Source organism: Streptomyces hundungensis (assembly GCF_003627815.1).
In the GTDB taxonomy this organism is placed as follows: domain Bacteria; phylum Actinomycetota; class Actinomycetes; order Streptomycetales; family Streptomycetaceae; genus Streptomyces; species Streptomyces hundungensis_A.
Genome location: NZ_CP032698.1, coordinates 5166194 through 5178626, shown reverse-complemented (window position 1 = coordinate 5178626; position 12433 = coordinate 5166194). Strand labels below are relative to the sequence as shown.

The window sequence follows — 12433 nt, the reverse complement described above, 5'->3', positions numbered from 1 at the left end:
GGGGCGCCGCGCCCGCCGCCCCCGTGATGGCCCGTGAGGATGGACGCCGAAGTGACCGACAGTGCCGGCACGCACCCCGACCCCGAAGACCGGGCCGGGGCCGAGCAGCCACCGCCGGCCCCCGGCACCCCGAAGGCCGCCAACAGGTCCAACACCAACCCCGCGACCGACCCCGGCCCCGGCCCCGAGAACGAGGCCACCGCCGCAAAGGCAACCGCCCCGGGCGGGACCGACCCGGACCCCGAGAACCAGGCCTCCGCAAGCGAACCCGCCCCGGGCGGGACGGACCCCGAACCCGACACCGAAGCCGCCGCCGCAAGCGAACCCACGCCGAGCGGGACCGACCCCGGCACCCACGCCAAGCGCCGCAGGCACTGGCTGCGTTGGACCGCGCTCGGTGTCTCCGTCGTGGTGCTGGCCGCGGCCGGGACCGGATGGTGGTTCTACCGCAAGCTCGACGGCAACATCCACACCGACACCTCCGCCGCGAGCGAGCTCGACAAGTACGAGCGGGACCGGCCGGTCTCGGTCGTGCACGACGCGGAGAACCTGCTGCTCATCGGCTCGGACTCGCGCGCGGGCAGCAACTCCTCGTACGGCAGGGACGACGGCGGCAGCCAGCGCTCGGACACCACGATCCTGCTGCACCTGGCCGCCGACCGGCTCAGCGCGACCGCCGTCTCGCTGCCGCGCGACCTGATGGCGGACCTCCCGGCCTGCGGCCGCCCCGACGGCACCACGTCCAGGGCTCAATTCGCCCAGTTCAACTCGGCGTTCGAGATCGGCGGGGCCGCCTGCACGATCCGTACCGTCGAGAAGATGACCGGCGTACGGATCGACCATCACATGGTGGTCGACTTCAGCGGGTTCAAGGACATGGTCGACGCGGTGGACGGCGTGGAGGTGTGCCTGAAGGAGCCGGTCGAGGACCGCCAGGCCCACCTCAAGCTGCCCGCCGGACGCCAGACCCTCCACGGCGAGCAGGCGCTCGGCTTCGTCCGCTCCCGGCACGGTTTCGGGGACGGCAGCGACACCCAACGGATGGACCGCCAGCAGCAGTTCCTCGGCTCCCTCGTGAAGAAGGTGCAGAGCAACGGGGTGCTGCTCAACCCCACCCGGCTCTACCCCGTCCTGGACGCCGCCACCAAGTCCCTCACCACGGACCCCGGGCTCAACACCCTCAAGGACCTTTATGACCTGGTGAGCTCGATGCGCGACATTCCGACCCAGAACATCCGTTTCCTCACCGTTCCGCGTCAGCCCTACGTGTACAACGGCGACCGCGACGAACTCGTCCAGCCGGACGCGGACCGGCTCTTCCAGCAACTGCGCGACGACCAGCCGATCAAGGTGGCGCCCGCCGGGGACGTGGCGAAGCTCAAGGAGGGTGGCGGCAAGGACCGTGACGGCAAGGGAGGCGACGGCAAGGACCGTGACGGGGACGGCAAGCCCGACGATCCGGGCCCCACGCCCAGCCCCTCGGCCCCGCCCGTCTACTCGGGTACGGATGCGGCCTCGGGCATGTGCGGCTAGGCGGCGCGCGGGTGGGGGGCCTGTGAATTCCGCGTGCGGGTCATCGAATTGGGGTCAAATGCCCGGTTGTAAAGGGCGTGGAATTTGTCACGGCCGTCGCTGTCGGCCGAACTGGCCAGATAGTGTGACGCGATCCAGTGCGAGCGGCAGGCGTGCCCCGCACTACAGGAGCGAATGATTGAGCGCTTTGGGGGAAGCGACTCGGCACCGACGGAGGACAGAAGCGACCGTGGATGCGCAGAGCCGTGGCCGGGCCGATGAAGTCGACCCCGCAGACCAGTGGGTCCTCAACCCGGAGACCGGCACTTACGAATTGCGACTGAGCCCTTCCGGAACGCAGTCGAAGCCCGGCCCGAACCGCTCGTCCGCGGATCCGACCTCCACCAGAACCGCCGAGCAGTCCGGACGTTCCGGGCGCCGCGAGGTGCCGGGCCAGCGCAACCGCCGGGCCGGCAAATCCCCCGCCGGTGAGGCCCCCGACGCGCAGGGCCGCCGCAAGCGCAAGCCGAAGGCCACCCGCAAGAAGAAGGCGCTGCTGTGGACGGGCGGCGTGATGGGCTTCGTCCTCGTGGTGGGGGCGGGCGGCGCGTACTGGCTCTACCAGCATTTCAACGACAACCTCAACACCGTCGACGTCGGCGACGCCGGCAGCAAGAGCTCGGTGCCCGACGGGGCGTTCAACGTCCTGGTCATCGGCACCGACAAGCGCACCGGCAAGGGCAACGAGGGATACGGCGACGCCGGCAGCGAAGGCCACGCGGACACCAACATCCTCTTCCACGTCTCCGCGGACCGCACCAACGCCACCGCGATGTCCATCCCCCGCGACATGGTCACCGACATCCCCGCCTGCCCGACCAAGCAGCCGGACGGCACCACCAAGACCATCCCGGGCACCAAGAACGCGCGCTTCAACACGAGCCTGGGCCAGGAAGGCCGCGACCCGGGCTGCACGATGCGCACCGTCAAGCAGCTCACCGGACTCACCGTCGACCACTTCATGATGGCCGACTTCAACGCGGTCAAGGAGCTGTCCACCGCGGTCGGCGGCGTCAAGGTCTGTCTGGCCAAGCCGGTCGACGACCCGAAGTCGCATCTGAAGCTCCCGGCCGGTCAGAGCGTCGTCAAGGGCGAGCAGGCGCTGGCCTTCGTACGGACCCGGCACAGCTTCGGCAACGAGAGCGACCTCGACCGCATCAAGCAGCAGCAGCAGTTCATCGGCTCGATGATCCGGCAGATGAAGTCGGACGACACCCTGGGCAGCCCCACCAAGATGTACGGGCTCGCCGACGCCGCGACCAAGGCGCTGACGGTCGACTCGGGGATAGGGAGTATCAAGAAGCTGACCGACCTCGCCCAGGTCATCGGCAAGATCGACGCCAAGAACATCACCTTCGCCACCCTTCCGGTGATCGACAACCCGGCCGAGGGCAAGAAGCACATCACCGTCGTGCCCGACCCCACGAAGGCCGAGGCGCTCTTCGCGATGATGCGCGCCGACACCTCGCTGACCGAGGTGAAGAAGAAGGAGGCGGACGCCAAGAGCTCGGCGGCGGCCGAGGAGGCCGCGCGCCTCAACGGCCCCCGCTCCAAGGCGTCCGAGGTGCGGGTCACCGTGCTCAACGGGGGCGCGGTGGCGGGCTCCGCCGGGGACATGGTCACCTGGCTCCAGAACCAGCAGGGCGTGCTCAAGTCGTCCAACGGCTCCAACGCGCCGCAGAAGGTGCCCGCCACCGTGCTGGCCTACGCGCCGAACCAGGCCGACCAGGCCCGTAAGCTCGCGGATCTGCTCGGTCTGTCCGGGGCCGCGCTGAAGCCGGGGACCAAGGACGCCGTGGGCAAGGAGCCCATGGTGTTGACGCTCGGGCCCGACTTCAAGCAGGCGGGAACGCCCGTCGCCGCTCCGGCCAAGGCACCGGAGGGCATTCAGAAGGTCGAAGCCGACAAGTCGGTGTGCGCCAAATAACAGACTCACGGCCCGCCCGGGCCTCAGGGGGAGTCTGAACGACAGGGGGGTACAGGGGTGGGCAAGAACAGCGTGCGCGGGGAGGGGACGGCGCGGGGCCGCGTCGAGCATGCGGGCGAACTCGGCTGGGACGAGAGCCTGTACGGGAACGACGCGGCCGACGGCGCCTCGGGCGCCTCGAAGGGTGCGAAGCCCGCGGGGGCCACAGAGACCGGCGGGTCCAGGGGGTCCAAGGGGTCCGGCGGGTCCAGGGGGTCCGGGGGGTCCGCCGCGCCGGGCGGCTCCGGCACGCCCTCGGGGCCGGGTGACGGCGGCGGGTCCGCCGACTCGGCGTCCGGCAGCGGGCACCGCAGGGGCGGCTCGCGCAGACGGGGCAAACGCAAGCACCGCGTCCTGAGATGGACCGCGATCACGCTCGCGGTGCTCATACTCGGGACGGCCACCGCCGGTTACCTGTACTACCAGCACCTCAACAACAACATCCGCAAGGGCGACCGCAGCGCGGGCGGCAGCGACGCCAAGAAGGCCGCGCCCAACGCGCAGGGCCAGACCCCGCTGAACATCCTGCTCATCGGCTCCGACAGCCGTAAGTCGGACGAGAACGTCGCGCTCGGCGGCGCCAAGGACGACCGCGCCGGGGATCCGCACGCGGACGTACAGATGCTGCTCCACGTCTCCGCCGACCGCAAGAACGCCTCCGTCGTCAGCATCCCGCGCGACACCCGGGTGAACATGCCCCCGTGCAAGGACCCGGAGAAGAAGAAGGACTACCCGGCGACGAACGCCATCATCAACGAGGCGCTCGGACGCGGCGGCGCGGGCTGTGTCCTGGACACCTGGGAGAAGCTGACCGGCATCTACATCGACCACTGGATGATGGTCGACTTCGCCGGTGTGGTGGCCATCTCGGACGCGGTGGGCGGCGCCGACGTCTGTGTGAAGCAGAACATCGACGACCACTCCACCAAGCAGCAGAAGGGCGGCTCGCACCTGCACCTGACCGCGGGCAACCACACGGTCAAGGGCGAGCAGGCGTTGCAGTGGCTGCGCACCCGGCACGCCTTCGGCAGCGACATCGGCCGCTCCCAGGCCCAGCACATGTACATGAACTCGGTGATCCGCAACCTCAAGGACCAGGACGCGTTCAGCGACACCGGCCGGCTGATGGACATCGCCGAGACCGCGACCAAGTCGCTCCAGGTCTCCTCGGAGCTCGGCACCGTCAAGAAGCTGTTCGACCTGGGCATGGAGCTCAAGAACATCCCCATGGACCGCATCAACATGCTGACCATGCCGCGCCTGCCCGACCCCAAGGACCCGAACGCCCATGTGGTGCCGGACACCGCCAAGGCCGACGCGCTGTGGGCGATGCTGCGGGACGACAAGCCGCTGGACGGCAAGAACGACGGCAAGCCGGCCTCCGAGGCGCCCAAGGGCCCGGCCGCCGAGGCCGCGGGTTCGCTCGCGGTGAGCGTGGTCAACGGCACCGGCACCAACGGTCGCGTCGCGGTCAAGGGCCGGGCGAGCGAGGTGGTCTCCGCGCTCAAGGCCAAGGGCTTCACCCAGGCAGCCACGGGCTCCAGCGACCCCACCGCGACCAGCGAGGTCGACTACCCGAAGGCCGCGGGCGCCCAGGGCAAGGCGAACGCGCAGTCCGTCGCCGCCGCCCTCGGCCTGCCCGCCGGCGCGGTCAAGCCGACCGACGTCAAGACCCTGACCCTGGTGGTCGGCGGCGACTGGCGCACCGGGGCGAGCTACCCCAAGCAGGACCCCAAGGCCACCGACCCGCTCAAGGACACCGAGGCGGTCAACGGAGCCGACAAGGGCGCCTGCATGGAGGTGTACGCGCCCTACCGCTTCTAGCCGCCCGCGTACGGAAAAGGGGCGCCCGGTGCTCGAAGCACCGGGCGCCCCTTCGTGTTCGTGACCGGACGCGAGGACCGGGTGTACGTGACCGGGCGCGAGGGCCGGGTGTGCGTAAGACCGGACGCGCGCGTCAGACGGAGGCGGTCCGCACCGCCGGGCGGCGGCTCGCGATGACCTTGCGCGCCAGCGCCTTCGGGCTGGTCAGAAAGCCGAAGCCCCACGACATGTGCATGGTGGCAAGGGCCACCGGGATCTGGGCGCGGGCCTTGAGCGAGAGCCCCTTGCCGGCCGGCAGCGAGCCCGCGACGATCGCGGCCAGATAGCCGGCCGGGACCACGAAGCCCCACGGCGTGACCAGCGCGCCCACGACGACGCCCGCCGCGATCGCGCAGGCCGCGGTCGGGGGCGCCAGATAGCGCAGGTTGATGGAGCCGGCGTGGTAGCGGGCCACCACATGGCGCCACCGCCCGTAGTCCTTGTACTGCTTGGCCAGCGCCTTCACCGAGGGCCGCGGCCGGTACTGGACCTTCAGCTCGGGCGAGAACCAGATGAGGCCGCCGGCCTCCCTGATCCGGAAGTTCAGCTCCCAGTCCTGGGCGCGGATGAACTCCTCGTTGTAGCCGCCCTGTTGCTCCAGGGCCTCGCGGCGGAAGACGCCCAGGTACACGGTCTCGGCGGGCCCGGCCTCGCCTCCCGTGTGGAAGGCCGCGTTGCCAACGCCGATCTTCGAGGTCATCGCGGCGGCGACCGCGTCCTCCCAGGCGTTCTCGCCCTCGGCGTGCATGATGCCGCCGACGTTCTGGGCGCCGGTCTCCTCCAGGAGGCGTACGGCGGTGGCGATGTAGTTCTGCGAGAGCATCCCGTGGCCGTCGACGCGTACCACGATCGGGTGGCGGGAGGCCTTGATGGCGGCGTTCAGGGCCGCGGGGGTGCGCCCGGTGGGGTTGGGCACGGTGTGGACCCGGGCCCGTTCGTTGGAGGCGGTCTCGCGCACCAGCTCGGCGGCGATCTCGTCGGTGCGGTCCGTGGAGGGGCCGAGCGCGATCACCACCTCCATCTCGCCGTCGTACTCCTGCTCCAGGATGTGACGGACCGAGTTGCGCAGATGCCGCTCCTCATTGAGGACCGGCATGATCACGGAAACAGCAGGCGTGGCGTTCATCGGTGGTCACGTTACCGCGAACGGGGGACAAGGTCGCGCGGCGGCCGGGCGGTGCACGGGGTAGCTGATCGTATGGGCCTACGGTGCTCAGGATCCCCCTTGTCACCCGCGGAGGTCCCCGTGCCCACGCCGCCCCGCCCGCGCTCCGTACGACCCGGTCGGCCCCCCAGCAGACAGCAGGACGAGCGCCCCCGCTGGGGCATGCGGCTCGCGACCACCCTGTCCGTCCTGGTGCTCGGCGCGGGCGGGGTCGGACACGCGGTGGTGACCAGCCTGGACGGCGGGATCGGCCGGGTGGACCCGTTCCGGGACATGAAGAACCGGCCGCAGGGCAGCCTCGGCACCAACATCCTGCTCGTCGGCACCGACGGACGGGACAAGATCACGCCGGAGGAGAAGCAGAAGTACCGCCTCGGCGGTGCGCCCTGCCACTGCACCGACACGATCATGATCGTGCACGTCTCCGCGGACCGGGACCGGGTCAGCGTGGTGAGCCTGCCGCGCGACTCCTACGCCGAGGTGCCCGAGCACACCGACGAGGCCACCGGCCACAACCACCCCCGGCACCCGGTGAAGCTGAACGCCGCCTATGCCGAGGGCGGTCCCTCGCTGACGGTGCGCACCGTCGAGGGCATGACGGGTCTGAAGATCGACCACTATCTGGAGGTCGACTTCACCAGCTTCATGAAGACGGTCGACGTGGTCGGCGGGGTGCAGATCTGCACGGCCCGCCCCATGAAGGACAGCTACACCGGCCTCGACCTCGGCGCCGGCACCCATGAGCTGAACGGCGGGGAAGCCCTCCAGTACGTACGCTCGCGGCACGCCGACGGCTCCTCCGACCTCGGCCGCATGCAGCGCCAGCAGCGCTTCCTGGCCGCGCTCATCGAGAAGGCGACGAGCAACGGGGTGCTCCTGAACCCGGTGAAGTTCCGCGAGGTCGCCTCGTCCCTGCTCTCCTCGGTACGCGCCGACGAGGGTTTCGGGGTCGAGGAGATGCTGGGCTTCACCGCCGCGATGAAGGGCTTCACCCCCTCCTCGTCGGACTTCACGACCGTGCCGCTCGGACAGCTCGGCTTCGCCGTGAAGGGCGTCGGCTCGACGGTGAAGTGGGACGAGGTGAAGGCGAAGAAGCTCTTCCAGCTCCTCCATGACGACAAGCCGCTGGCCCCGCACGCCCCGCCGAAGCCCACACCGCAGCCGGCCACCAAGGACGCCAAGCCGCCGCGGGCCCCGGGCTCCATCGTCGAGGTCGCCCCCGAGCAGATCCGGGTGCAGGTCTACAACGGGACCCGCACCGACGGGCTCGGCCGCCGCGTGGACGACGGGCTGCGCGCCACCGGCTTCAAGACCACCGGCTCCCCCCGGGCCAGCACCAACCTCGACATGCGCCGCACCCTGATCGAGTACGACCCGCGCTGGGACCGCTCGGCCGAGTCCCTGGCGCTGGCCCTGCCGGGCAGCGAGCTGCGCCCGGTCAAGGGCCTGGGCGCCACGATGAAGGTGACGGCGGGCGCCGACTTCAAGGACGTCGTCCCCGTCCGCGCGGAGGAGCAGCCGCAGGGTGACTTCGGCACGGTGACGGGCGACCGGGTGGTCTGCCCCTGACGGGTCGGGGCTACTCGGACGGCGCGGGTCTAGTCGTCGAGGCCCTCGGCGGAGCGCTTCTCCCGCAGGTCCATGATCGCGCGGCGCCGGGCGAGCCGGTGGGTGCGGCGGATCTGGGCCTCCTGGTAGCGGCGCTCGTCGCGCTCGGTCTCCGGGATCACCGGCGGCACCGTACGCGGCTTGCCGTCGGCGTCGACGGCGGCGAAGACGAGATAGGCGGAGCCCACCTGCTGGGCCGGGGTCGACTCGTTCCAGCGCTCGGCGAGCACCCGCACACCGACCTCCATGGAGGACCGGCCGGTCCAGTTGACCTGCGCCTTCACATGCACCAGGTCCCCCACCCTGACCGGCATGAGGAACGCCATCTCGTCCATCGAGGCGGTGACGGCCGGGCCGCCCGAGTGGCGTCCGGCGACGGCGCCGGCGGCGTCGTCCACCAGTTTCATGATCACGCCGCCGTGCACGGTGCCCAGGAGGTTGGTGTCATGGGTGGTCATGATGTGGCTCAGGGTGGTTCGGGAGGCCGAGGTCGGCTTGCCCGGAAGATCAGTCATGCGTTCCACTGTAGGCGCCGTACGATTTCCGGCTCATTGCATCAGCCTTGCAACAGCCCGGCCCCGAACTCCCCCCTGCCCTGTCAGGCGCCCGGGGCGGCCGTGCATGCTGGACGGCATGAACGAATGGCCCGACGCCCGCGATGGCGACGCCCGCGGAAACGGTGACGACGGCTACGGTCGCGGCAGCTCCGCCGCGCGGCCCGAGGGCGCGCGCCGGATGCCGCACGTCCAGCGGCCCGTCCCCCAGCAGCAGCCCGCGTACGACGACGGCTACGGACAGCCCCGGTACGGGCAGGGCGGTGTGCCCGGGCAGGGTTCGTACGACAGCGGCTACAGCGAGGGCCACGTCTACGGCTCGGGGCGCGGCCCGGCCGGGCCCGGGGGCCCCGAGGGACCACGGCGCGGCGGGGCCCGGAGGCCGGGGGCGGCGCCGAACTGGCGCAGACGGATCACCATCGGCGCGCTGACCCTGGTCGGCGTGCTCCTGGTGACCTCGGTCGCCACGTACTTCTGGGCGGACGGCAAGGTGCGCCGCGAGGTGGACCTGTCCAAGGTCATCGAGCGGCCCGACGAGGGCAAGGGCACCAACTACCTGATCGTCGGCTCCGACTCCCGCGACGGCATGTCCGCGGAGGAGAAGAAGAAGCTGCACACCGGCTCGGCCGACGGCAAGCGCACGGACTCGATGATCCTGCTGCACGTCGGCGACCACGGGAACACGATGGTGTCGCTGCCGCGCGACTCCTGGGTGAAGATCCCCAGCTTCAAGGGCTCCCAGAGCGGCAAGGTCTTCCCGGCCAAGGGCAGCAACAAGCTGAACGCGGCGTTCTCCATGGACGGCCCCGAGCTCCTGGTCCGCACCATCGAGGCCAACACCGGCCTGCACATCGACCACTACGCGGAGATCGGCTTCGCCGGGTTCGCGAACATCGTGGACGCGGTCGGCGGCGTGGACATCGACATCCCGCAGGACATCAAGGACAAGGACTCCGGCGCGGACTTCAAGAAGGGCAAACAGACCCTCGACGGCCAGCAGGCCCTGGCGTTCGTCCGCAACCGGCACGGGTACGCGGCCGGTGACCTGGAGCGCACCAAGAACCAGCAGAAGTTCCTGGCTGCCCTCGCCAGCCAGACGGCGACCCCCACGACCGTCCTCAACCCGTTCAAGCTGTACCCGGTGATGGGCGCCGGTCTGGACACCCTGATCGTCGACAAGGACATGAGCCTGTTCGACCTGGGCTCCATGTTCTGGGCGATGAAGGGCATCACCGGCGGCGACGGCGTCTCGATGAACATGCCGGTCGCGGGCGACGGCCCCCAGACGTCCCTCCTGTGGGACAAGCCGAAGGTGACACAGCTGGTGAACGAGCTGAAGAACGACGACACGGTGACGGTCAAGTAACCCTGCCCGCCCGCCAGTTGGGCCCGGCCCGCCGCATTCCCCGCGGCGGGCCGGACCCTCTGCGTCCGCGCCAAGCAGGTAGCTCGCGCCCTTGACGTTCCTCCCCCGGCACGCGACGCTCGTGCAAGTTGGCGTAAGCCACTCGACGCCGGAGGCAGTCATGGCACTACGGTTCATCGGGATTGATCCAGACACCGGCCAGCAGGGTTCCCCTACCGTCTGGGTGGACGAGGAGAAGAGGGAACTCGTGCTCCAGGGCTGGAAGCCGGACGGGACGTTGGAGGCGGAGTGTGCGGCGTTCAAGGCTCCGGGCCACGCGCCGGGCATCCCCTCGCACGAGGCTGTGATCCGTATTCCGGTCCGCATGGTGCCGATGCTGAGGGAGGCGTGCGATGTCGCAGAGCGAGCCGGGCTTTGACGAGTTGCTGGCGGCGGCCGAGCATTCGGCCGTGCACCTGGAGATGCGCGATTCCTACGGCGTGGGAGACGAGGCCGAGGACTTCGAGAACTGGAAGCGCACAGGACAACGCGATGTTGACCCGGCTTCGGAGTACTGGACGCCTTGGGTTGATTTGATCCAGAGGACCGTGGCCCGAGGTGTCGTGGTCCGTCGCGCTCGCGTCGTCTCCGAACCGGTCACCGACTACATCCGGTACGAGCACGCCGGCACTGTGGTCAACCTTCTCGCCGGGGAACAAGTGCGCTGGCTTCCCAGGCGGCTGGCGTCGGACATAGCCCTGCCGGGTAATGACTGCTGGGTGTTCGACAACGGGACTGTGCTCTTCAACCACTTCTCCGGTGACGGCAACTGGTCGGAGCCGGGCTGGGAGGTCCGCTCCGAAGCGGCCGTGGTGCGGCTGGCCTCGGCCGCCTTCGAGGCCGTCTGGGAGCGTGGCACCCCGCACGAGAAGTACTCGGTCTGACCGAGCCGGATACCGAAGAGCCAGCTGGTGTCCGCATCCCCCTCGTCCGGCGCTCAGGCTGCCCGTGAGCGACTTGCCGCTCGCCTTGGAGAGCTGCGCAGGGACGCAGAGTTGACCGGCCAACAGCTGGCGCTTCGGTGTGGTTGGAGCCCTGCCAAGTCGTCACGTATCGAGCGGGCAAAGACGCCTGCCTCCGACGCCGACATCCGTTCATGGTGCAAGGCGTGTGGTGCGGACGACCAGGTCGCGGACCTCGTCGCAGCGAACCGCCAGGCCGATCAGATGTACGTCCACTGGAAGAAGCTCCACCGGCACGGGATGCGCCGGGCACAGGAGGAAGTGGTCCCGCTCTACGAGGGCACGCAGCACTTTCGCGTGTACTGCTCGAACGTCGTTCCTGGGATGCTTCAGACGGAGGCATACGCGTCAGCCCTGCTCTCCACGATCGCCGCCTTCCAAGGCACCCCGGATGACTCCTCCGAGGCCGCGGCGTCACGCGTCGAGCGTTCGCATGTCCTTCACCAAGGCAGTCACCGGTTCGCGCTGCTCCTGGAAGAGACGGTGCTGCGCTATCGCATCGGTGACGCTGACACGATGGCCGGACAGCTTGGCTATCTGCTCGCAGTGATGGCTCTGCCGAACGTGAGCCTCGGTGTCATTCCGTTCACGGCCGAGCGGCGCGTGTGGCCCCTCGAAGCGTTCTACCTGTTCGACGAGCAACAAGCGAGCGTCGAACTGCTGACAGCCGCTGTGAATGTGTCAGCTCCGAGTGAGATCAGCGTCTATGCCAAGGCATTCTCCCAACTGGCGGAGATGGCCGTATACGGCTCGGGCGCCCGTGCTCGCATTACAGAGGCGATCGCCTCGCTCCAGTAATTCGCGTGCAAGTCCATGCAAGAACGTGGCCCCGGTGGCTCCTCTCTCCCTACCGTCCTTGGCACGACAGTCCCACCAAGGAAGGGAAGCCATGGCTGCTCCGTTGAGGTACCCACGGCCGCCGGTGGAGTTGGCCGGCGCGGTGGAGGCTTACCTGTATGACTGCACCCCGGGGAAGGGGTGCGGGGCCTGTGCGGCCCTGGTACGGGAGTTGGCGGAAGCCAGGGCGGCGAAGCAGTGGAGCGCGGCCTACGACGCCGCGGCGAAGGTCAGGAACCACCCCCACGGGACGCGGGGGTTCAATCCACTGCACTCACAAGGGGATTGAGGCCACCACGGGCAAGAAGGCCGAAGACCGCTCCGGGAAGCCGGACACCTCCGACAGTGACAGCCACCGCGACAAGCCGCCGGGCCCTTCCGCATTCCCCAGCCAGCCCGGGCACGGGTTGCCGCGGACGCGGACCCTTCTCAACTCACCTTTTGACACAGCGAGTTGCGCGACGCAGACCGCTCGATTGCGTGTCAGCCGCCGCGGGATCC

General features: G+C 69.7%; 10 protein-coding genes. 8 read left to right on the top strand and 2 right to left on the bottom strand.

Translation table 11 applies throughout. The features are described from left to right. Positions 1 to 51 precede the first annotated feature (51 nt). From DWB77_RS23005 to DWB77_RS22995, 3 genes are all read left to right on the top strand, one after another. Positions 52 to 1533 carry an LCP family protein gene (locus DWB77_RS23005; protein WP_120728128.1) on the top strand — a complete coding sequence of 494 codons (1482 nt, stop codon included), beginning with the start codon at positions 52 to 54 and terminating at the stop codon, positions 1531 to 1533. A gap of 229 nt (positions 1534 to 1762) precedes the next feature. Continuing rightward, positions 1763 to 3499, top strand: a complete 1737-nt coding sequence (locus DWB77_RS23000) for an LCP family protein (protein WP_120723050.1) — start codon at positions 1763 to 1765, stop codon at positions 3497 to 3499. A 57-nt stretch (positions 3500 to 3556) separates the two neighbouring features. After that, a complete protein-coding gene (locus tag DWB77_RS22995; protein ID WP_120723049.1) occupies positions 3557 to 5362 on the top strand; it encodes an LCP family protein in 1806 nt (601 codons plus the stop codon). A 133-nt stretch (positions 5363 to 5495) separates the two neighbouring features. Here the strand turns inward: DWB77_RS22995 and DWB77_RS22990 are convergent, their stop codons facing one another. Further along, complete coding sequence (locus DWB77_RS22990; RefSeq protein ID WP_120723048.1) at positions 5496 to 6527, bottom strand: glycosyltransferase family 2 protein; 1032 nt, start codon at positions 6525 to 6527, stop codon at positions 5496 to 5498. A 201-nt stretch (positions 6528 to 6728) separates the two neighbouring features. Here DWB77_RS22990 and DWB77_RS22985 point away from each other — a divergent pair, with 201 nt between their 5' ends. Further along, complete coding sequence (locus DWB77_RS22985) at positions 6729 to 8135, top strand: LCP family protein (RefSeq protein ID WP_120723047.1); 1407 nt, start codon at positions 6729 to 6731, stop codon at positions 8133 to 8135. Between the two features lie 29 nt (positions 8136 to 8164). Here DWB77_RS22985 and DWB77_RS22980 read toward each other — a convergent pair whose 3' ends face one another. Beyond that, positions 8165 to 8689, bottom strand: a complete 525-nt coding sequence (locus tag DWB77_RS22980) for an acyl-CoA thioesterase (protein WP_120723046.1) — start codon at positions 8687 to 8689, stop codon at positions 8165 to 8167. 118 nt (positions 8690 to 8807) lie between these two features. Here DWB77_RS22980 and DWB77_RS22975 point away from each other — a divergent pair, with 118 nt between their 5' ends. The 4 genes from DWB77_RS22975 (at position 8808) to DWB77_RS22960 (ending at position 11893) form a co-directional block, all read left to right on the top strand. Next, positions 8808 to 10094, top strand: coding sequence for an LCP family protein (locus DWB77_RS22975; RefSeq protein WP_120728126.1), 1287 nt, complete (start codon positions 8808 to 8810; stop codon positions 10092 to 10094). A 160-nt stretch (positions 10095 to 10254) separates the two neighbouring features. Then, positions 10255 to 10512, top strand: coding sequence for a hypothetical protein (locus DWB77_RS22970; protein ID WP_120728124.1), 258 nt, complete (start codon positions 10255 to 10257; stop codon positions 10510 to 10512). Next, positions 10487 to 11017 carry a DUF6879 family protein gene (locus DWB77_RS22965; protein ID WP_120723045.1) on the top strand — a complete coding sequence of 177 codons (531 nt, stop codon included), beginning with the start codon at positions 10487 to 10489 and terminating at the stop codon, positions 11015 to 11017. Before DWB77_RS22970 ends, DWB77_RS22965 begins: the two co-directional genes overlap by 26 nt. A gap of 27 nt (positions 11018 to 11044) precedes the next feature. Continuing rightward, on the top strand, positions 11045 to 11893 hold the full coding sequence (locus DWB77_RS22960; protein ID WP_120723044.1) for a helix-turn-helix domain-containing protein: 849 nt from the start codon (positions 11045 to 11047) through the stop codon (positions 11891 to 11893). Positions 11894 to 12433 lie beyond the last annotated feature (540 nt).